The 17559-nt window shown below is 44.1% G+C and carries 19 protein-coding genes and 3 pseudogenes; 7 read left to right on the forward strand and 15 right to left on the reverse strand.

The annotated features are described in order from the left end of the window. Positions 1-158 precede the first annotated feature (158 nt). The 4 genes and pseudogenes from A372_RS0117510 to A372_RS37450 form a co-directional block, all read right to left on the reverse strand. Positions 159-416 carry a hypothetical protein gene (locus A372_RS0117510; RefSeq protein WP_026011133.1) on the reverse strand — a complete coding sequence of 86 codons (258 nt, stop codon included), beginning with the start codon at positions 414-416 and terminating at the stop codon, positions 159-161. Positions 417-423: 7 nt separating this feature from the next. Next, positions 424-930: pseudogene (locus tag A372_RS38690) on the reverse strand (ornithine cyclodeaminase family protein). 9 nt (positions 931-939) lie between these two features. After that, positions 940-1113 carry a 4-hydroxyphenylacetate 3-hydroxylase N-terminal domain-containing protein gene (locus A372_RS38695; RefSeq protein WP_237728554.1) on the reverse strand — a complete coding sequence of 58 codons (174 nt, stop codon included), beginning with the start codon at positions 1111-1113 and terminating at the stop codon, positions 940-942. A gap of 314 nt (positions 1114-1427) precedes the next feature. Next, a pseudogene (locus A372_RS37450) lies at positions 1428-1505 on the reverse strand (DJ-1/PfpI family protein); the annotation flags it as partial. A gap of 253 nt (positions 1506-1758) precedes the next feature. On the opposite strand from A372_RS37450, the gene A372_RS0117535 reads away from it, so the two are divergent. After that, a complete protein-coding gene (locus A372_RS0117535) occupies positions 1759-2412 on the forward strand; it encodes a class I SAM-dependent methyltransferase (protein ID WP_019422184.1) in 654 nt (217 codons plus the stop codon). A 162-nt stretch (positions 2413-2574) separates the two neighbouring features. Here the strand turns inward: A372_RS0117535 and A372_RS0117540 are convergent, their stop codons facing one another. Next, complete coding sequence (locus A372_RS0117540) at positions 2575-4131, reverse strand: ABC-F family ATP-binding cassette domain-containing protein (RefSeq protein ID WP_019422185.1); 1557 nt, start codon at positions 4129-4131, stop codon at positions 2575-2577. 229 nt (positions 4132-4360) lie between these two features. On the opposite strand from A372_RS0117540, the gene A372_RS0117545 reads away from it, so the two are divergent. From A372_RS0117545 to A372_RS0117565, 5 genes are all read left to right on the forward strand, one after another. Further along, positions 4361-4861, forward strand: a complete 501-nt coding sequence (locus tag A372_RS0117545; RefSeq protein ID WP_019422186.1) for a YciI family protein — start codon at positions 4361-4363, stop codon at positions 4859-4861. 44 nt (positions 4862-4905) lie between these two features. Next, positions 4906-5415, forward strand: coding sequence for a S16 family serine protease (locus A372_RS0117550; RefSeq protein ID WP_019422187.1), 510 nt, complete (start codon positions 4906-4908; stop codon positions 5413-5415). Beyond that, positions 5412-6296, forward strand: a complete 885-nt coding sequence (locus A372_RS0117555) for a hypothetical protein (RefSeq protein ID WP_019422188.1) — start codon at positions 5412-5414, stop codon at positions 6294-6296. Before A372_RS0117550 ends, A372_RS0117555 begins: the two co-directional genes overlap by 4 nt. 43 nt (positions 6297-6339) lie before the next feature. Then, complete coding sequence (locus A372_RS35515) at positions 6340-7320, forward strand: hypothetical protein (protein WP_019422189.1); 981 nt, start codon at positions 6340-6342, stop codon at positions 7318-7320. 111 nt (positions 7321-7431) lie between these two features. Continuing rightward, a complete protein-coding gene (locus A372_RS0117565) occupies positions 7432-8127 on the forward strand; it encodes a MerR family transcriptional regulator (RefSeq protein WP_237728555.1) in 696 nt (231 codons plus the stop codon). Positions 8128-8768: 641 nt separating this feature from the next. Here the strand turns inward: A372_RS0117565 and A372_RS0117575 are convergent. The 3 genes from A372_RS0117575 to A372_RS0117580 all read right to left on the reverse strand — a co-directional run bounded on the left by A372_RS0117575 (position 8769) and on the right by A372_RS0117580 (position 9904). Then, positions 8769-9242, reverse strand: a complete 474-nt coding sequence (locus tag A372_RS0117575) for a GNAT family N-acetyltransferase (protein ID WP_019422193.1) — start codon at positions 9240-9242, stop codon at positions 8769-8771. 5 nt (positions 9243-9247) lie between these two features. Beyond that, complete coding sequence (locus A372_RS37455; protein ID WP_157259599.1) at positions 9248-9514, reverse strand: hypothetical protein; 267 nt, start codon at positions 9512-9514, stop codon at positions 9248-9250. 180 nt (positions 9515-9694) lie between these two features. Continuing rightward, complete coding sequence (locus tag A372_RS0117580; RefSeq protein WP_019422194.1) at positions 9695-9904, reverse strand: hypothetical protein; 210 nt, start codon at positions 9902-9904, stop codon at positions 9695-9697. A 415-nt stretch (positions 9905-10319) separates the two neighbouring features. On the opposite strand from A372_RS0117580, the pseudogene A372_RS36480 reads away from it, so the two are divergent. Then, positions 10320-10499 (forward strand): annotated as a pseudogene (locus A372_RS36480) (IS3 family transposase); the annotation flags it as partial. A 226-nt stretch (positions 10500-10725) separates the two neighbouring features. Here the strand turns inward: A372_RS36480 and A372_RS34195 are convergent. The 7 genes from A372_RS34195 to A372_RS0117620 form a co-directional block, all read right to left on the reverse strand. Continuing rightward, positions 10726-11457: an NAD(P)/FAD-dependent oxidoreductase gene (locus tag A372_RS34195; protein WP_157259604.1), complete on the reverse strand. Its 732-nt coding sequence runs from the start codon at positions 11455-11457 to the stop codon at positions 10726-10728. Positions 11458-11933: 476 nt separating this feature from the next. Then, on the reverse strand, positions 11934-13409 hold the full coding sequence (locus tag A372_RS0117590) for a protein adenylyltransferase SelO (RefSeq protein WP_019422196.1): 1476 nt from the start codon (positions 13407-13409) through the stop codon (positions 11934-11936). A gap of 822 nt (positions 13410-14231) precedes the next feature. Then, a complete protein-coding gene (locus A372_RS0117600) occupies positions 14232-14849 on the reverse strand; it encodes a class I SAM-dependent methyltransferase (RefSeq protein WP_019422198.1) in 618 nt (205 codons plus the stop codon). Positions 14850-15147: 298 nt separating this feature from the next. Then, positions 15148-15465, reverse strand: a complete 318-nt coding sequence (gene trxA / locus A372_RS0117605) for a thioredoxin (RefSeq protein ID WP_019422199.1) — start codon at positions 15463-15465, stop codon at positions 15148-15150. Positions 15466-15502: 37 nt separating this feature from the next. Beyond that, on the reverse strand, positions 15503-15955 hold the full coding sequence (locus A372_RS0117610; protein ID WP_019422200.1) for a carboxymuconolactone decarboxylase family protein: 453 nt from the start codon (positions 15953-15955) through the stop codon (positions 15503-15505). A 16-nt stretch (positions 15956-15971) separates the two neighbouring features. Further along, on the reverse strand, positions 15972-16898 hold the full coding sequence (locus A372_RS0117615) for an NAD(P)/FAD-dependent oxidoreductase (RefSeq protein ID WP_019422201.1): 927 nt from the start codon (positions 16896-16898) through the stop codon (positions 15972-15974). 240 nt (positions 16899-17138) lie between these two features. Continuing rightward, positions 17139-17537: an Rrf2 family transcriptional regulator gene (locus A372_RS0117620; protein ID WP_019422202.1), complete on the reverse strand. Its 399-nt coding sequence runs from the start codon at positions 17535-17537 to the stop codon at positions 17139-17141. Between the last annotated feature and the right edge of the window lie 22 nt (positions 17538-17559).

The raw sequence follows: 17559 nt of genomic DNA on the forward strand, positions 1-17559 counted from the left end.
ATATTGTTGCCATCAAGAAGGATTTGTCCCTCTTTTACTTCATAAACGCGTGGAATTAACGAACATAGATTTCGCCTGAGGGGCGCACTAATGCAACATATTCCCCGACTTTTATGCGAGAGATACGTTCCTTAGGATGAACCAACCAAATGAATCAATTATATCTCAATGAAGGGTAGACAAAACCCTATATTTCGTTCGATAGCACTTGTTAAGACTTCTTTAGCAACCGATATATCTTGAATTGACAACCCAGTTGCATCAAAGATTGTGATTTCGTTAGAAGTTTGTCGGCCATCCTTATGGCCCAATATGATTTCTCCTAATTCTGCATATACATCTTTTTCTACGATGATTTTTTGCTGAACCGCATGTTGTAGTTCTCCACGTTTAGTGCATTGGGCAAGACTATCCACTACTACTTTAGAATCCTACAGTTTCAATATCAAAAATCTCTGATAAGGCAAGGACTTGCATCTTTGCTTGCGTCCCTGTTCCTAATACGGCTATTTTTTTCGAATCTGAACGGGCTAAGTATTTTGCCGAAATAGCACCGGCAGCACCTGTTCTCATGTTAGTAATAGAACTAGCTTCAATAATTGCCAACGGCACACCATTTTGGCCACTTTGAAGCACTATAGTAGCCAAACTTGACGGTAAGCTATAATTTTAGGGATTGTGCCAATAACCAACGGCAATTTTCGTACCAATCAGTTCATTCTCCTGATCGTACCCTGACTTAATATCAACTTCACCATCTGCATTTTTTACCTCTAACGATACAACAGGGGCTAATAGGACCTTGTTCTTTGAATACAATTTAAATGCTTCCTCAACGGCATTTATGACTAGTTCAAATGATAGTATCTTAGACACATCATTATTCGTTAGAATTCGGGTTGTATAATCTATCTTTTTATTCATATGCATTCATCTCTTTCATAAATAGTTTTGCATGTATATTACCATCTGTGCGGTGTTCATGTAATCGGGAGCGCGTTCCAGGAAGCCGTGATGGATGCTACCCCATGCTTGCATCATTTGCCTGCGCAGCGCAAGATCTTTCTTTGTTTTCGGCTGCTTGAAGGATAAACCGACCGGATCGCCTGTCAAGGACGAGGATTATACCATTGTTGCTTTCGATTCTTCGGCATGCTGCATGTCGTACATCGAAGCTTGTGAGCCATAAGTCCCTTTTTAAAGCCTTGTGTTCCGATATAGATCCGTTCACCTGCTCCCCCGTGATCCAGACGTCGGGAGGATTATTGTTTATCCGCTCTATATACTCCCTGCCGCTCTTCACTGGCATTGCAATCGCCTCCATCGCCGCCTCGTTTCTATAATCGTTACAAGGCGGATTTGAATGAACGAGTACCTAATGCACACAGCCTGTCCGGGAAAGTGCCGGTGTTAGATCTGTGAATCGGGAATCCGAACACATCTGTAAATACGCTTGCTTCAACGGCTTCAAAACCATTCGGTAATAGCAAACATACTTTTTTCATATCATTCATCTCCTTGTATTATGAATCATATGATACAACGATTTATTGTATAGCAGATGTCCGTTTCTCTAGCAAGCTGGTCCTTCCCACTCTTTTCACCGGTCTAGGCTTTCAATACACTATAAAAAAAATCGGACATAATTCCCTATTTATGATAAAATTAACTAAAAACTAAAGAGGCGTATGAAGAAAGAGAAAAACAGCAAAGACATTTTATAACATCCCGATTACGCGGTAAAGGGGTAGTTCAATAATGTCGCAAAAAGAGTATATTCCGGCGATGAAATTCCATTGGCTGACCCCCATATACGATCCTTTGTTAAAACGGGGAATGAAGGAAGCGAAGTTTAAAAGCCATTTGATTCATCAAGCTGACCTGAGACCTGGGCAGCGAGTTTTGGACTTAGCCTGCGGAACAGGAACATTAACGCTGATGATAAAGCAAGCGCAATTGGAAGCGGAAATTATCGGACTGGATGCAGATCCCGAAGTTTTAGCCATTGCTAAAACGAAAGCAGAACAGAACCAGTTGGATATTTCTTTTCAAAAAGGAATGTCACTAGCTCTCCCCTTTCCAGATGCGTATTTGGATCAAGTTTTTTCAAGTCTCTTTTTTCATCATTTATCCTTGGAGATGAAGCGCAAAACCTTAGAGGAGCTGCTTCGAACCTTACGTCCCGGAGGACAAATCAATATTATTGATTTTGAAAAACCGCAAAATCTCTGGATGCGGATCGCGTTTTTGCCTATTCAATTACTTGATGGATTTGAAACCACCAAAGATCATGCTAAGGGAATACTTCCACAATTATTTCGTGAAAGCGGTTTTGAACATGTTCAACAAACCGGTCAGTTTGCGACCATTTTTGGGACATTGCGCTCATACCGTGCACAGAAACCGGAATAACTCAAACTGTATACAGACATCAGCATATTGAGACAATCCTAGCGAGCCATCGAAGCTGCCCCGAATCCCAAGAATGGGAAATGGGTTATCTCCTTTTCAAAGCGTATAAAAAAACGACTCTAATCGCATCAATTGCGACAGAGTCGTTTTTACGCTTCTGAATTAAAATACTTTCGTCGTCCAAGATTCACAGTTCCATGTTTCCGTCACGACATCACGATAGAATTCAGGCTCGTGGGAAATTAGCAGGATGCTGCCTTTGTATGCCTTGAGGGCACGCTTCAGCTCTTCCTTCGCATCGACATCCAGATGGTTCGTCGGCTCATCGAGTACGAGCAGGTTGGTCTCGATGTTAACGAGCTTACAGAGGCGAACCTTCGCCTTCTCGCCACCGCTTAGTACAGCAACCTTACTCTCGATATGCTTCGTAGTCAGACCACACTTCGCCAGTGCCGCACGAACCTCGAATTGTGTGAAAGAAGGGAACTCTTTCCAGATTTCTTCGATGCACGTATTATAGTTCGCATCTTTTACTTCCTGTTCGAAATAGCCGATATCCAGATTGTCTCCGCGTTCAACGGAACCTGATATCGCTGGAATCTCACCCAGAATACTGCGCAGCAGCGTCGTTTTACCGATACCGTTCGCACCGACAAATGCGATCTTCTGACCGCGCTCCATACGGAGGTTCAATGGACGGGACAACGGCTCATCGTAACCGATGACCAGATCCTTTGTCTCAAACACCAGCTTGCTGGAAGCCCGGGAATCTTTGAAGTTGAACTGCGGTTTCGGCTTTTCCTTCGCCAGTTCGATAATCTCCATCTTATCCAGCTTCTTCTGCCTCGACATCGCCATGTTGCGTGTAGCGACACTCGCCTTGTTGCGTGCGACGAAGTCCTTCAGGTCGGCAATCTCCTGCTGCTGACGCTTATAAGCAGATTCCAGCTGCTGCTTCTTCATTTCATAGACTTGTTGGAACTTGTCATAGTCACCGACATAGCGGGTTAGCTCTTGGTTCTCCATATGGTAGATCAGGTTAATAACGCTGTTCAGGAACGGAATATCGTGTGATATGAGAATAAATGCATTCTCATAGGCTTGCAGATATCGCTTCAACCATTCGATATGCTGTTCATCCAGATAGTTCGTCGGCTCGTCCAATAGCAGGATGTCCGGCTTCTCAAGTAATAGCTTCGCCAGCAACACCTTAGTACGCTGACCACCGCTCAAATCGTTTACGTCCTTATCCAGACCGATATCATTCAGTCCGAGTCCACGAGCGGTCTCTTCGACCTTGGCATCAATCATATAGAAATCTTGATTCGTCAACATGTCTTGGATCGTACCGACATCCTCAAGAAGTTTCTCCAGTTCTTCTGGAGTTACGTCCCCCATCTTGCCATACATGTCGTTCATTTCTTGTTCCAGGTCAAATAAATATTGGAAGGCTCCCCTCAAGACATCACGGATCGTTGAGCCCTTGCTAAGTACGGCATGCTGATCGAGATAGCCGACACGTACACGCTTGGACCATTCAACCTTGCCTTCATCTGGCTGAAGCTTGCCTGTAATAATATTCATAAATGTGGACTTGCCTTCTCCGTTGGCACCGATCAGTCCAATGTGCTCGCCTTTGAGCAGGCGGAAGGATACGTCCTTGAAGATCGCACGGTCTCCAAAGCCGTGGCTTAGTCGTTCTACGTTTAGTATGCTCATCCATGACACCTTTTCTTATATACTTTGTACTCGATATATTATAAACGTTATCGAGCCTAAAAGTAAGCGTAAAATAGACTGCCCCGCATTATGAATGAGAATCATCTGCTTCCTTCTCCCCAGACACAACTCAATTCAGCAATAAGTATAAATTGATAAGGAGGCGGGAATAAAAGCTACCATCGACACGTCGATCAAATAACAACTTTGTTAAAGGAGAATCAATAACATGCGCGACCTTTTCTTAGACCTTGTGCATAAGCAGCCTTCAGCTCGAATCTTCTATGGTAGTTTATCTTCCGACAAAGGGAAAGACGCCAGTGACAAAGGAAAAGATGCTAGCGACAAGGGAAAAGATTCGAGCGATAAAGGGAAAGAAATGAGCGAAGCCCCTATGCTTATGAACGCAGGGGTATCGCTAATATCCAAGTCCAGATATGAGATTAGTCCGGAAAGACAGCTTTTTATTGCGTTTTTCCAAGAAAGATCGCGTCAAGGCAATTTCAATCCGCAATTGCTGAACGAGCATCATGCCTATTTGCAGCATTTGAACGGGCAAGGAACGTTAGTGTTAGCGGGATCGTATGCCGCCGGGGAACAAGGCGTGCAAGTGATATGGTCTAACTCGCTAGCAGAGGCTGCCGCAATTGTCGAGAACGATCCCCTGTTTAAGTCAGGCTATTACGGCAAAGCATACATTGATAATGTGGCTAGCAGATGCTTGTTGTAAGTTAAGGACAACCCATGTTGCCTAATTAGATCGGAGAAATGTCCATGAAGTATTCCCAGGGCTGGTTAGTTGGTCAAGACGGGATTAACGGGTATATGATACCGTTTGAAATTTGTATGCGTCAAGGTGGAACCTACAAGGTGACAGCAACAGGGCCATGGGATCAGGAATTGCTGCAAAGCTTTATGCTGTGTTTGTCTGCAGTCCAGCTCGTCCTCCATAGCCTTGAGTTTCCGTTCAAGCCGTTTGACTGCCATCTTCATTTCCCGCTCCATCGGATTAACGGCTCTGGGATCTCGTGTAGATTGGCTTTAGCTTATTCCCTACTGGAGGTGCTAGGAGTTGAATTACCTTTCCCTGCATCGGCGACAGCCTTAACGGGGAACATCAATCTTAACGGTGATGTATTCCCGGTTGACGGAACTGCTCCAAAAATAAAGGCTGCTCATGCAGCCGGTTTTAAGCATATGATCGTTTCCAGCATGCAGCCTGAATATGACAGCTCCATGTTACGAATCAACCATTTAACAGACTTGATGAGGAGGTACGCATGAAGCTACTAATTGGCGACAAGTCCAATGAACTTCTGAATGTCGTATATGAATTTCTCTCAACGTCGAATAAAGGAGAGGTCATATGGCTTGATGGACATGACATCATAAATGAACTCGTCGTGGATGATGAGATTGCTTCCAACCAATCACAAGTGAAAGTGAATTGGTGGTACAGAGGGATACATATTACGCCGGAACGCACTACGGGTGTACTTAACCAACTCGGGTGCTTCGATCCTTCCCTGTTTCATGAATTTGCAGAATCGGATCGAGAATTTGCCCAATCAGAGTTCAATTCGTACTTGTTGTTTGCCTTAAATGAATTTCGCAACGTATTGAATCCAGCCTGGGGGTCGGCATTGTCGGGGTATTGCCAAAGTTTGCCATACCAGTGGGCTTGGGTTCAGCGGCATGCTTGGCAGATTCGAGTTCCGGGGGCTTGCTTCAGTACGTATAAGCACGTGCCTAACGATTTTCGATTCGGCTCCAACATTATTGTTTCCAACAACCCTTTCAATGTGATGAACTGGAAAATTGGATTTCCGACATCGATAGCAACTGATGAGCATTATTTATGGTATGAGCGTCCGCGCGGAAAACCCTTCGTGATTACGGCGATTGACAACAATAAATGGATTCAGCCACTTGGCGGCAGCATGAACTGCTCACGCGCGCTGGAAGACGTGAATCAGCTTTGCCACGCGCTAATGGAACATTTTCATATCCGATTGGCCGAAATTCTGTTCTTTTATGACGAATACGCGAATCAGTACACGTTCGGCAGCATTCGTCCCTATATTGAAGCAGGCCATATCCCTGGCGACAGAACTTCGGAATTTTTGAAGCTTATCTCTGCAGCTTTGGACGGATCGCCGCTTTAACCTTTAATATATGGAAGAGATTTGAGGTAAGGAATGATGGAATATGCAACGAAAATGCTTTATTCTCCCGGTACTGCGACCGCACGTACAGGGTACACAAGTTAATCTGCGTCCATCGCTGATGCATGACGAGGGACATGGCCGTGACATCCAAATAGAACAAGGTTCGCCCGCTATTTTGATCATTGCTTCGGAAGAAGATCGGACAGCACTTTACTTTAAAAAATTCGTCGAACGGAACAATTGTTCGATTTCGCTTGTGTCCATTGAAGACTCTTCGTTGGTGAGCAACTTTACTTGGAGTGATCAGGACATATCACGCCAGGGGCACTTCCCTGGCATTTACTTTCGTGGCGCGTCGACAAGATGTGCAAAGCTAAATAGGGTTCTTGAAATTATGCAGGATGTGTTGGCTTTTTACCCGGGTATTATAATTAACCGTCCGTCTAGGCATTCGCTCAACTACTCCAAGCCGCTGCAAATGACGGCAATTTCGCGTTCAATTCATCAGACGGTAAAGCCAATTCCTACCTTCTTGAGTAATGTTCCTGCCAAGATAGCTTCATCGAATGAGACGATTGTAAAATCGATTAGTTCCATTCGATCTGAAGTGGTTGCTTTAACGGATGCAAGATTGCTTCATGGAGCGGGTGCACTGCATTGTCCAATCCAACTGCAGCCTATGCTTCAAGGCTCCTGTATTCGAGCGCATGTATGTGGCGATACGGTGCATGCGGCCAAAATCGACGGAGATGCCGTTGATTATCGATATGGAGAACAAATAAAGATGACCAGGTATGAACTTCCCCAAGATGTGGCTGCTTGGTGTATTCAAGCTGCACGTAGAGAGGGCTTGGAATTCGCAGGTATCGATTTTATTTATGACGAAGCTGCTCAATTATTCTCTTGTCTGGAGATTAATCCTTCACCTGGATATCACTTCTATGAAAAACGGCTCGTGGATTCCGGTGAGGCTCCATCTATTTCGCAATGGTTGCTGCAAAGATTGCTTGGAAATGACTAAAGAAGATTCCAGTATATATTAGACATTCTACAAGATGACGTTGCGTCATTTCCAAGCCTTTTTATGATAAAAATTTGAGCTTCTCGTTTTCAATAACCTGATTAGATCGGGTTGCTGAAACCTTCAGCCAAGACGCCCGGCGGGCATCGAATTTATTCTAATGATGATTTAATGAGAATGAAGCATATTCAATTTTTGAAACAGATGGGCTTTAGCTTACAAGAAATAGATGAGATGTTAGCCATCCAGGATCGGAATTGGTCCGCCAGTTTAAACAACCAGTTAGCTTATGTATTGGAGGAACAAGAGAAACTTAAGCTTATGGAGAAGTATCTTCGCGAATTGATACACGGCATGGCCTTCGAAGGCAAAGCGAGGGGTGCTGCAGTTCACAAGTTGATTCAGTTGTCAGGTCACAGTCAGGAGACGAAGAAGAAATACCGAGAGCTCCTGTTCAAGGAGCACGAGCAGAAGCTTTTATCACGTTTGCCGAATGTTAGCAACGATGATCCAGATTCATTGGAATGGATCGCGCTGATTGCACAGCTCAAGCAGAATATGGATGCCGGACCGAATGCTCCCCAGGTACAGCGGATTACTAGACGTATACTGGAAAAAACCGACGAATCATTTTCAGGCGAAGATGAATTTCTTGATAAACTGTGGGCAATCCGGAAATGCCCGGAACAATCTGCTCAAATCGGACTGTATCCACTAGAACCTGCGCTGCTTGAGCTTTTCGAGCAGGCCTATGAAATTTATCTTTCTCGCCAACGGGGACAATCAGAACAGAAGGAGCATTTTTGAGTATCGAGCTGTCGTTCTATTAGCGAGCGCTCGCCTGCAGGATTTCCATAGCTCTAACTAGGTTAAACATAACAAAGAAGCAGCCATCCTATGACAGTATGGCCGCTTCTTCATTATTGGAGTGGAGATCCAGCTTGAGGAATGATGGAAAAGGAATAGAACTGTCCTTTCATGTTGATTTTCCCAACGATTGTAGGTTGTTTGTCTCGCTTGAATGTATACTCATTCTCTTTAGCGCTTACTTTATTTCCTGCTAAATTTACATTAAATAGTGATTTGACCGTGCTGTTTGCCATCGAAATAGCTTTGGTGAGCGTTAATTTTACTTCCTTTGTCGAGATCAATTACCAGCGATTGATCATTGCCCCAGAACACCCAGTAATTTTGCGGGACGATTTAGACTTACATTCCTAAGTTCCCATAAATTCGTACATTTCACCCACAAGAAGTTCGCTGATTGCATGCGAGAAATCTTCCTTATTCTTCAACCATAGAAACCGATGATTGCATCCATGCTGCTGCAGTCATAAAATTTGTTATAACCGATCGCAAATCCCTGAAGTACGCTTAGCCGCATAAGCTCCAATGTTCTCATCCCTTTATTTTGTTAATCCGGGAGGAAGCTGCCTTGCCTTTCGCCTTCACGATAGGTTTTTTTCATAGATTAATATCTCTTTGTTGTTGCCGTTTGTTTTCGAATTGATCCTTTTGAATTCTTGCCGCATCCAGAACAGATGGGCTCGTGTATTTTTCGTAATGACTCCGATTCTGTACTTGCTAACTCCCTGGCTCCTTATATATTCTTCAAATAACACCACTGCCTGCGAACCGTATCCCTTCGACTGGAGCTCTCCACTAATCAGCAGCAGCCCCAGCCATGAACATTGATCGGCCGGATTGACAGGCAAGTACTCCAGGATGCCAATATAATCCTGATTCTCTTTCAATAGCATCCGCTGAGCACCGATGCGATGGGCCTGCTGAATATCATCAAGCACTTCTTTCGTTGAAATCATCTCCTTATTTCTGGATATCAAATTAAATAAAGGATTGGAATTGATAATTGCTTCTTCGGCATCCACTAGCTCCGCCGATGATTTCTGAAACGATAACATGGTCTTCATCCTCTCGAATCGTTCAATCGGGGCATGCTGCATATCATATCTGTCAGTTCATCGCCGGATAAAAATCCAAGATTCGAGTATAGCTTCTCCGGCGCATTCCCGGAAGTGACAAATAGGCGCAGTACGGAATAGATGAACCGCTCTGCTGAACATAGACATGTCCAGCCCCTGCCCCCGATAGGCAGGCTTGATGGCAATGAACCAATGGCAATCCGTTGCCTCTCATCATTTGTTGCAAAGCGTCCCAGCTCGGTCTGAACCATACATTTTTCCGATAGGTTGCAAATTTGCTTTGAATAAGTTCTAGCGACGGCCGGGATTAAATGATAACTCGTTTTGTGGTTTATGAGTGCGATAGTAACAATTGATAAAATTTTCTAAGTATGATTTTATCCTACTTATCACTAAAATACTACGTTCTTGCCTCGTTATTCCGATACTCCTCACTTGTCTCCTTGAAATAAACGCCAGTTACCATCTGATTTCTGGCAGATCAACAGACGGACCCGTGAAACATCTATTCTCGGTAAGTTAGTCCCGGGAAGATCAGGAACCCAATCTGGCAAATCTATTCTTGGGTTTAAGATCCCCGATTGCTCAATGATTTTTCCGGCTTTGTCAAAAACGGATTCCCCCCTACTCTCCAGCTTCATTCCATGCTTCCTTGACCGTAGTCTCATCATAATTAAGGCTTTAAAATGGCCTTAAAGAGTGATATGCTTCAAAAGCCTTGAAGTTAATCATTTTATCACCTGCAACGCTCGTCATTTTATTTATACGAAATCTTATTAGCGGACCTTTAGGTGAAGAATTGGGATGGAGAGCGTTCTTTTTGACCTGAACTTCAAAAGAAGCACACACTTCTTAAGTCAGCAATCATCATGGGTATTCTTTGGGGATTCAAACATCGGGTAAGGTTTCTTTGATGATTGTAGCCGCAATACTTACATTTGTAGCTGCACTTTTTTATGTGGTTATTTACGCGATATTGTTAATGAGTAAAAATAGAGGACCCAATAGAGGATCCTTTATAGTGGTTTATTATCTAAGCATCTGTAGAAGATGGTATCGTTCCACAGCGTGTTGAAGAAAGAACTTGTATATTTAGAGAAGTTCAAGACGCGCAAAGAAGCTAAAGAACGAATTTTTGAGTATATTGCATGCTTCTACAATGGAAAACGAATCCATTCCTCTATTGGGTATTTCACACCCAATCAGTTCGAACGTATGTACCGTATTGCTGCGTAATTCTCCCGATTTTATGTGTCCAATCTATTGACAGTAATCCACTCCGCCTTTAAGCATATTTCGGTGTCGGAAGAGAGCAGTCGTACCGCTGATTAAGTATCGGACTGATTCTGCTTGTATCATACGCAGCGATATGTCCTGATCCGGTGTAGGTAAATCATACATCAAACAAAAAGCACGGCAACCGAACGAAGGAGAATTCGTCGATTGCTATGCTTTCGTTTTGTTATTCTTGCATAATCGCTTTATTCTTCTCGAAAAAACGAGCATTATGAGAAGAAACACCTGCCATGTCTGGAGCTATTGGATCAAGATAAAGCTTCGCACTATTCACGGCTAGCACAGCGTCATTAAAGGCGCCTGCAATTAAGCGAACTTTGCTGCCATATGTAATAAAATCGCCCGCTCCGAAGATTCCAGGGATACTCGTTCGCATTCGCGGATCAACAGACACACCATAGTCTTCCTTGTCTAATCCCCATTTCAATAAATCGCCAAAGTCACGATCAAATCCGTGATTCACCAATACTTCATCGACTTCAATTTGCTCGATTACACCAGTCTCCGAATGTTTTAGAGCAACACTGTCAATGTGATTATCGACACCGTATAAGCAATTAATACTATACGGAGTCATCACCTTCGCGGATGCTTTCATTTGAGCTACAGGCAGTTCATGTGCAGTAAATTCATGTCGTCTATGGACAACGATGACTTGTCTTGCCCATTTTACCATTTCATTGGCCCAATCAATGGCGGAATCTCCTCCGCCTGAAATCAGTACACGTTTATCTTTAAACCTCGACAAATCCGTAACCGTGTAATGAAGATTCGTCAACTCATAACGATTCGCACCTTCAATATCTAACTTCTGAATTTGCGTCATTCCTCGACCAGCACATAACAAGATGGTACGTGTATAATGACGTTCTCCCGTTTTCGATGTCAAGACAAAGATAAGATCATCACGGCTCTAATGCCATAAATGCTTCATCTGGTACTTCAAAAGGTGCTGATATTCCCCATGAAGAGAGCAAGAGCAAGTGATTCTGCAATTTGGTTATCATTAATGATTTTAATTTTAGATAAAAGAATATGTCCAAAGATTACTTGGCCCACTCTTTTCTCTTGGCATTAGAGTCTTCAGGCAAAAATCAAAGCCTTTCCTTCCACTGTGTAATGTACACCGTTGTCCTTTGTTAATGCTCCAGCCTTGATAAGCTTCTTTCTTCAAAACATACATGTTCGCTTGCTATCTCGATATAGTTTCTCATTCGATATCCCCCTCCTTATTGAGAAAAAATGGATTTGCGTGAAATAAAAAAAGGCGCAGAATGAACACGCGCCATTCTACGCCCTTTTGTCGTTATCTAAATAAGCCCAAAAAAATGAAGTCAAGATCTTCTGAAAGTTGTCTTAACATCCCCTTCTATTTTATGTACCGCAAAAGGTTCGGTAAGAACGGGGTGATAACGCAGGCAGCGTAGAATATTCAACTTGTTCGATGCTGTGTGCATATGGGCTCGAAAGAACATCGAGAAGCCGCTCCATCACGCTGTAGTCTCCTTGCTTCACCGCGGCTTCTAGCGCCTCTTCTACCCGATGGTTGCGCGGGATTAGCGCGGGATTGCTACTTCGCATCAATTGCTGCGAGGAGGCCTTTGATTCCTGCTGCCTGGTTAGTCTCGCCTGCCACAGTTCATGCCACTCAGCATATTCCGTGCTGCCAAATAGAGCTGTGTTCTCCGACTTTTCGAAAGTTAATGCACGGAAAGTATTCGTGTAATCCGCACGATACTTCTGCATCATACTAAGTAAACCGTCCATAAGGGATTCATCCTGCTCTTCCTCGTTAAAGATTCCTAGCTTGCCCCTCATGCCCTCCAGCCAATTACGGTGATACAACTCGAAAAATTCTGATATTGCGTCCTCGGCCAGTTGGACAGCCTGCAACTCGTTGTCATGCAGCAGCGGCAAGAGGGCTTCAGCAAATCTCGCGAGATTCCACGCGGCAATGTTCGGCTGATTGCCATAGGCATAGCGGCCATCCATATCAATGGAACTGAATACTGTTTCTGGGTCATACGTATCCATGAAGGCGCAAGGACCATAATCGATGGTTTCTCCACTAAGAGCCATGTTGTCGGTGTTCATCACCCCGTGAATGAAGCCAACGAGCTGCCATTTGGAGATCAGCACAGCTTGAAGCTTAATTACTTCCTTAAGTAGGACAAGAAAACGGTTCTCATCAGCGTCAACCTTTGGAAAATGCCTTTGCAATGTGTAATCAGCTAGTGTTCGAAGATCCTGGACGTTACCCCAATTGGATACGTATTGAAAGGTGCCGACGCGCAAATGACTGGCAGCTACACGGGTCAGTATTGCACCAGGCTGCTCGGTTTCGCGGATTACTGACTCACCTGTTGTCACCACCGCTAGGCTTCGGGTAGTAGCAATACCAAGAGAATGCATTGCTTCGCTAATGATGTATTCGCGCAGCATCGGTCCAAGTGCCGCTCGACCATCGCCCCGCCGAGAGTACGGCGTTCTGCCTGAACCCTTAAGCTGAATATCAACCCGCTCGCCTAAGGGAGTGATCTGTTCGCCAAGCAGCAGAGCACGGCCGTCCCCTAACATGGTAAAATGCCCGAATTGATGCCCTGCATAAGCTTGGGCAAGAGGTAAGGCGCCTTCAGGAACCTGATTGCCGGCAAATACCGCTACGCCATCAGTGCTTTGCAGTGCTTCAACGTTCAATCCCAGGGATGGTGCTAACGAATCATTAAGGATCATCAACTTCGGTGAGCGTACAGGGGTTGGGTCGAGCTTTGTAAAAAATAATTCCGGAAGACAAGCATAACTGTTGTCGAAGTTCCATCCTATTTCTATTATTTCTTTTTTCTCTGTCATCGTATCTCCTTTTTTCTTTTATCTTTCTGTATCTAAGGTGCCCCTCTTAGGGTTTACTATCGCTTATTTATTATACCTTTTTCACCATATATGTACCCTTTTATGTAACCGACTTATAAACTTTTATCTCCACTTTGCCCGTAGTGCGTTTACGGCCTTTTGCGTTGAGGCGATCATCTCTTATTGGTGACATATCAGTCTCGAACCAACACTATCCGGCTCGAAATGAGTTTATTTCCAATGCGAGTATCCAATAAATCTCCATCATTTATTACCTCCTTTTGCGGACACCTGACAACAAAAAGAATTAAACGGAAGCAAACACAGAATATCAATGAAATGCCGATGTGACAAGCATTGCTGCCCTTTAGCTTAAAAAGAAAAGGAGCTGATGCTTTCGCATACTGCTCCTTCGTACACAATCAGGAGTTTGACGAATACTGATGAAAGTATCTTGCAGATCCGCAAGCATCTGCCCTATAGACTCGTCGAGGAAATACGCCTTGAGGTAGGTCATATATATTTGGCAGTGACCATCCAAAGTCCCAACGATATCGACACGCAGCGGAGTGGCGGAGTTGAAGATCGCGACGCTTTTTCGTATTCGTTGACAAGAGGAATCTTATCGGGATCTCCTACTCAACTGACGATATCGAAGTATGAGCCAAGATTCTGAAAAATCATATACGATTCAAACATGGTGTGAGCTTCCGCAATCCCGATCCACTCCCGAATCTTTCTCAGCTTCGTCGTCACTAGACTCACCTTTCATGCGGAATGAACGTTCATTTTATAACATATTATACCAGAGAAATTAAAGATTCAAGATCTGAATGTAGCAGACCGATGTCTTAATACAAGTTGAATGACATGAGCTAAACCGGTGTGCGCCTTTCCTTCCACTCGCTCCTGTTCTCCATAGAAGAAATGGATCACCTCATGACCTTCGCACCAAGCAAGAATTTCTTTTGGTTCGTAAAGCATATCAAGATCTGGGGGTCCACCTGTACCATAATGTAATTGATCCTTGGAGTACACCTCAAGCATAATAATCCCTTCAGGCTTTATTGCATTTTTCATTTTATTAAGAATCATGTTCTGGGCATCTCTATGAAAATGTCCAAATACCATTATTGCAGCATCGTATTCCTCATGTGGCACCCTATCTACCAATAGGTCTACTTTTTTTGTATGCACGTCAACGCCATACTTCTGAGCTAGTTTTTTCGTTTTTTGCAGACCACTCTCCGCATAGTCAATTGCTGTCACTTCATGTTCTCTTTTTGCTAAAAAAACAGCATTCCTACCTTCTCCCTCAGCAAATACGATAACTTTTTGATAGTTTTCTAATCGAAAGGCTTGTTGTTGAATAAATGCGTTAGGTTCTTCCCCATACATATATTCCTCCGAATTAAATCGCTCATGCCACGTATTTTCCATACTTTCTGGCCTCCTGTGATAAACTTATTACTGCAATATGCCTATATACGCTCCTTAAATAAAACTTCTGTTAAGGGGTTAAGTGAATTCCTGCGACGATCGGTATTCAAGCATTGTCGAAGTACAAGCATGAAGTCCTGCAGATGGGATTGGCGTGACCAACTGTCCTGCAAGACCGATGAAACTTGTAGAGAGCTCCTGCAGGACAGTTCCCGGAAGTGCTCTTCCCTGGTCACCCCAATCGCTTGCTCGAAGGGTAATGTGGTAGTTATGTGTGTTTGTCAGAAAATGAAATGTTTTATTGATTTCTCGATATAAACTGCTTCAATCCCTCTAAGGACATTAATCCGACTTTTTTATCGACAGCTTCGCCACTCTTAAACAGAATCGTGGCCGGAATGCTCATGATTCTAAAGGAAGCGGCGGTCTCTGTATTTTCGTCTACATTGACTTTGAGAATCTTGGCGTCGTTGTTCCCTTCTGCGTCATACGCTTCAAGAATGGGAGCAAACATCCTGCAAGGTCCGCACCAAGGTGCCCAGAAATTGACGATAGTTAATCCTTCGCTTTGCAGTTCGTTTTTAAAAGAGGCATCTGTAACCTTGTAAATAGTCATTCTTATCTTCCTCTCCATTGGTTTATCGCACGTAAATTTATCTTTCCATTGAACATCCAGGTGTCATCCCAGTAGCAATTTCGAGCCGGTTCCAACAGTTGATTACATTAATGACCATCACAAGATCAATGTACTGTTGTTCATTAAAATGAGCACGGACTTGTTCATATACATGATCAGGCACCCCTAACTCGGAAACTCGCGTAATATGTTCAGCCAGTTCAAGTGCTGCTTTTTCTTTGCTGCTATAGTTAGGTACGTCACGCCATACATCCAGGAGTAAAATGCGTTCGAAATTGTCTCCTTTGTCATGGAGGGTTCTACCATTCACATTAATGCCAACGGAACTGCCATTCATTTGAGATACCCTTAATTTGATTAGCTCGATAATGGATGCATCCAACCCGCATTTCATAGCAAACGACTCGAGGCCCATCAATGCCTCGTAAGCAGCAGGATTTACTTCATAGTGAATCATTCTCAATTCCATTCGGAATCCCTCCAATTCAATTCGTTATCATATCTGGACTAAGTTCGAAATCTTCCTCCGCCAAATCTTTATTTACGCCCATAGCAATTCGGCTGCCGTCGGCCGCGGCAAATACCAATTGGGAAGGCGTGAAGCACGAAGCATCCCCGGCGGCATATAAACCAGGAACCGTAGTTCGTCCCCATTCATCCGTCTTGATTCCGCCTGACTCCGTCCTTTCACAGCCCAAACGTTCTCCGAAAGGTGCGCTTTGTACTAATTTGGGAGTCACGAAGCCGGCAGTCCTCGGGATTTGCGTCCCATCCGCAAAGCGAACATGCTCAAGCCCCCCATTTTGTCCGATGAAAGCCGCTATAGGTTGCTCTATCACCACGATTCCCTTTGATTGAAGCCGTTTTTTTTGCTCGCTCGACAAGGGTGCCTGGCCGTTCGTGCATACGAACAAATCCTTGCTCCAATTGAGGAGCAATTTGGCCGTTTGAAAAACGGTCGGATACTCGGAAACAACGACAAGCGGTTGATCGCGCAGCTCCCAGCCATCGCAATAAACACAATTAAACAAACTTTTCCCATATAGCGGATCAAAGCCTTTGATCTCGGGAAATATCTCCTTTGCGCCGGTCGCCAAGATCAGTTTTCTCGCTTGAACGCGCAGGCCGGACGAATCAAGCACTTCAAATCCTAATTCGATTCTGCCAACCGAAACAACCTCCCTTAGCAGTTGATCGACAGATGGATAACGCCGCAACTCATCGTAAGCGATACGGCGGAACTCGGCCAGCGTTATGCCGTCTCTCGTAATAAAGCCGTGTGACGCATGTGTAACGGCATTTCTTGGACGATTGTTGTCGAATAAAGCCACGCTACGCATCGCCCTGCCGAGCACAAGGGATGCATTCAACCCGGAGGGACCTCCTCCAATAATGGCACAATCGTAAATCATGATGCTCATCTCCTCTTAATCAGATATTAAAGACTCTTTATATCTATAATAATTTAAAAAAATTTCTATACGCAGCGAACCGTACCTTTTCCTTTAAAGTCCGTGTTCAAAAAGGTCAGTTTTTAGCACCGAGAAGGTTGCAAGAACTCGAAGAGTATGCTTCCGAAGAGAGTTTTGCGTTGCAAAACTTGATCAAAAGTGGACTTTTTGAACGACCTCTTAAACATATAGTGATCCAACTTAAACTTTCGTTTCTCTTTGGGCCAGGTCCGCCAATTTCGTGTTTTTGAGATGACTCTCCATTTTCTCTTCCGCTTCCTTCATAACCGCTTGAATCAAGCATTCGTCGCCGTGGACAAAATTACAATCAAACAAGGAGGCGGTGCCCTCTATGGCGTGAATAATATCCAAAAACGTAATGTCGTCTCTCTTCCGTGATAACCGATAGCCTCCGTTGGCTCCGGAAATCGATTCAATCATTCCTGCTTTCACGAGCCTAGTTAAAATTTTGGATAGATAGGTTGGAGAAACGCCCTGGGATTCCGCCAGCTGCTGAACGCCTACCGGCTTAACTGGGGAAGCATCAACTAGCATGAGCATGGTGTGTAGAGCATAATTCGTCGCTTTTGTAAATCTCATGGTCGCACCTCATTTAAAGACT

Source organism: Paenibacillus sp. OSY-SE, from assembly GCF_000283315.1.
Taxonomy (GTDB): domain Bacteria; phylum Bacillota; class Bacilli; order Paenibacillales; family Paenibacillaceae; genus Paenibacillus_B; species Paenibacillus_B profundus.

Bases quoted from the DNA above. Each gene is read 5' to 3' on its own strand.
- trxA (WP_019422199.1), bottom strand. From the start codon at position 15,465: ATGACTATTTACAAGGTTACAGATGCCTCTTTTAAAAACGAACTGCAA.
- A372_RS0117545 (WP_019422186.1), top strand. From the start codon at position 4,361: ATGCGCGACCTTTTCTTAGACCTTGTGCATAAGCAGCCTTCAGCTCGA.
- A372_RS37455 (WP_157259599.1), bottom strand. From the start codon at position 9,514: ATGGTTCAGACCGAGCTGGGACGCTTTGCAACAAATGATGAGAGGCAA.
- A372_RS0117590 (WP_019422196.1), bottom strand. From the start codon at position 13,409: ATGACAGAGAAAAAAGAAATAATAGAAATAGGATGGAACTTCGACAAC.
- A372_RS0117555 (WP_019422188.1), top strand. From the start codon at position 5,412: ATGAAGCTACTAATTGGCGACAAGTCCAATGAACTTCTGAATGTCGTA.
- A372_RS35515 (WP_019422189.1), top strand. From the start codon at position 6,340: ATGCAACGAAAATGCTTTATTCTCCCGGTACTGCGACCGCACGTACAG.
- A372_RS0117610 (WP_019422200.1), bottom strand. From the start codon at position 15,955: ATGGAATTGAGAATGATTCACTATGAAGTAAATCCTGCTGCTTACGAG.
- A372_RS0117580 (WP_019422194.1), bottom strand. From the start codon at position 9,904: ATGAAGCTGGAGAGTAGGGGGGAATCCGTTTTTGACAAAGCCGGAAAA.
- A372_RS0117540 (WP_019422185.1), bottom strand. From the start codon at position 4,131: ATGAGCATACTAAACGTAGAACGACTAAGCCACGGCTTTGGAGACCGT.
- A372_RS0117535 (WP_019422184.1), top strand. From the start codon at position 1,759: ATGTCGCAAAAAGAGTATATTCCGGCGATGAAATTCCATTGGCTGACC.
- A372_RS0117620 (WP_019422202.1), bottom strand. From the start codon at position 17,537: ATGAGATTTACAAAAGCGACGAATTATGCTCTACACACCATGCTCATG.
- A372_RS0117550 (WP_019422187.1), top strand. From the start codon at position 4,906: ATGAAGTATTCCCAGGGCTGGTTAGTTGGTCAAGACGGGATTAACGGG.
- A372_RS0117600 (WP_019422198.1), bottom strand. From the start codon at position 14,849: ATGGAAAATACGTGGCATGAGCGATTTAATTCGGAGGAATATATGTAT.
- A372_RS0117615 (WP_019422201.1), bottom strand. From the start codon at position 16,898: ATGATTTACGATTGTGCCATTATTGGAGGAGGTCCCTCCGGGTTGAAT.
- A372_RS0117575 (WP_019422193.1), bottom strand. From the start codon at position 9,242: ATGTTATCGTTTCAGAAATCATCGGCGGAGCTAGTGGATGCCGAAGAA.